At 43.4% G+C, this 350-nt stretch carries 1 protein-coding gene; it reads right to left on the bottom strand.

What is annotated here, in order from left to right; translation table 11 throughout:
• Positions 1-350 (bottom strand): histidine kinase dimerization/phospho-acceptor domain-containing protein (locus tag A3757_RS04425; RefSeq protein ID WP_304439171.1); only part of this gene is annotated, 350 nt, incomplete at both ends.

The following is a 350-nucleotide window of genomic DNA, read 5'->3' as shown; positions in this document are numbered from 1 at the left end:
ACCTTAGAGAAGTCGAGTATATCGTTGATCAAGCTTAGCAAGGACTCAGCACTAGATTTTGCCAATGAGGCTCTTTGTCTTTGCTCATCACTGAGCTCTGTGTTCATCAGCAGATTGAGCATGCCGAGTACACCGTTCATTGGCGTGCGTATTTCATGACTCATGCTGGCCAGGAACTCAGACTTAACTTTCAACGCATTTTCGGCAACGGCTTTTTCTTCTTGAAGGGCTATTTCACGGAATTCTAGTTCTTGTGCGTAATCAGATAATTTTGAGGCTGAAACTTTGACCTCTGAAAGATCCTCGATACAAATAAAGGCTCCGAGGACTTCGTTATTTTCGCCAAAATC

The organism is Oleiphilus sp. HI0117, assembly GCF_001635235.1.
The sequence above is the reverse complement of the archived record's forward strand: the minus strand, read 5'-3'. Positions and strand labels throughout refer to the sequence as shown.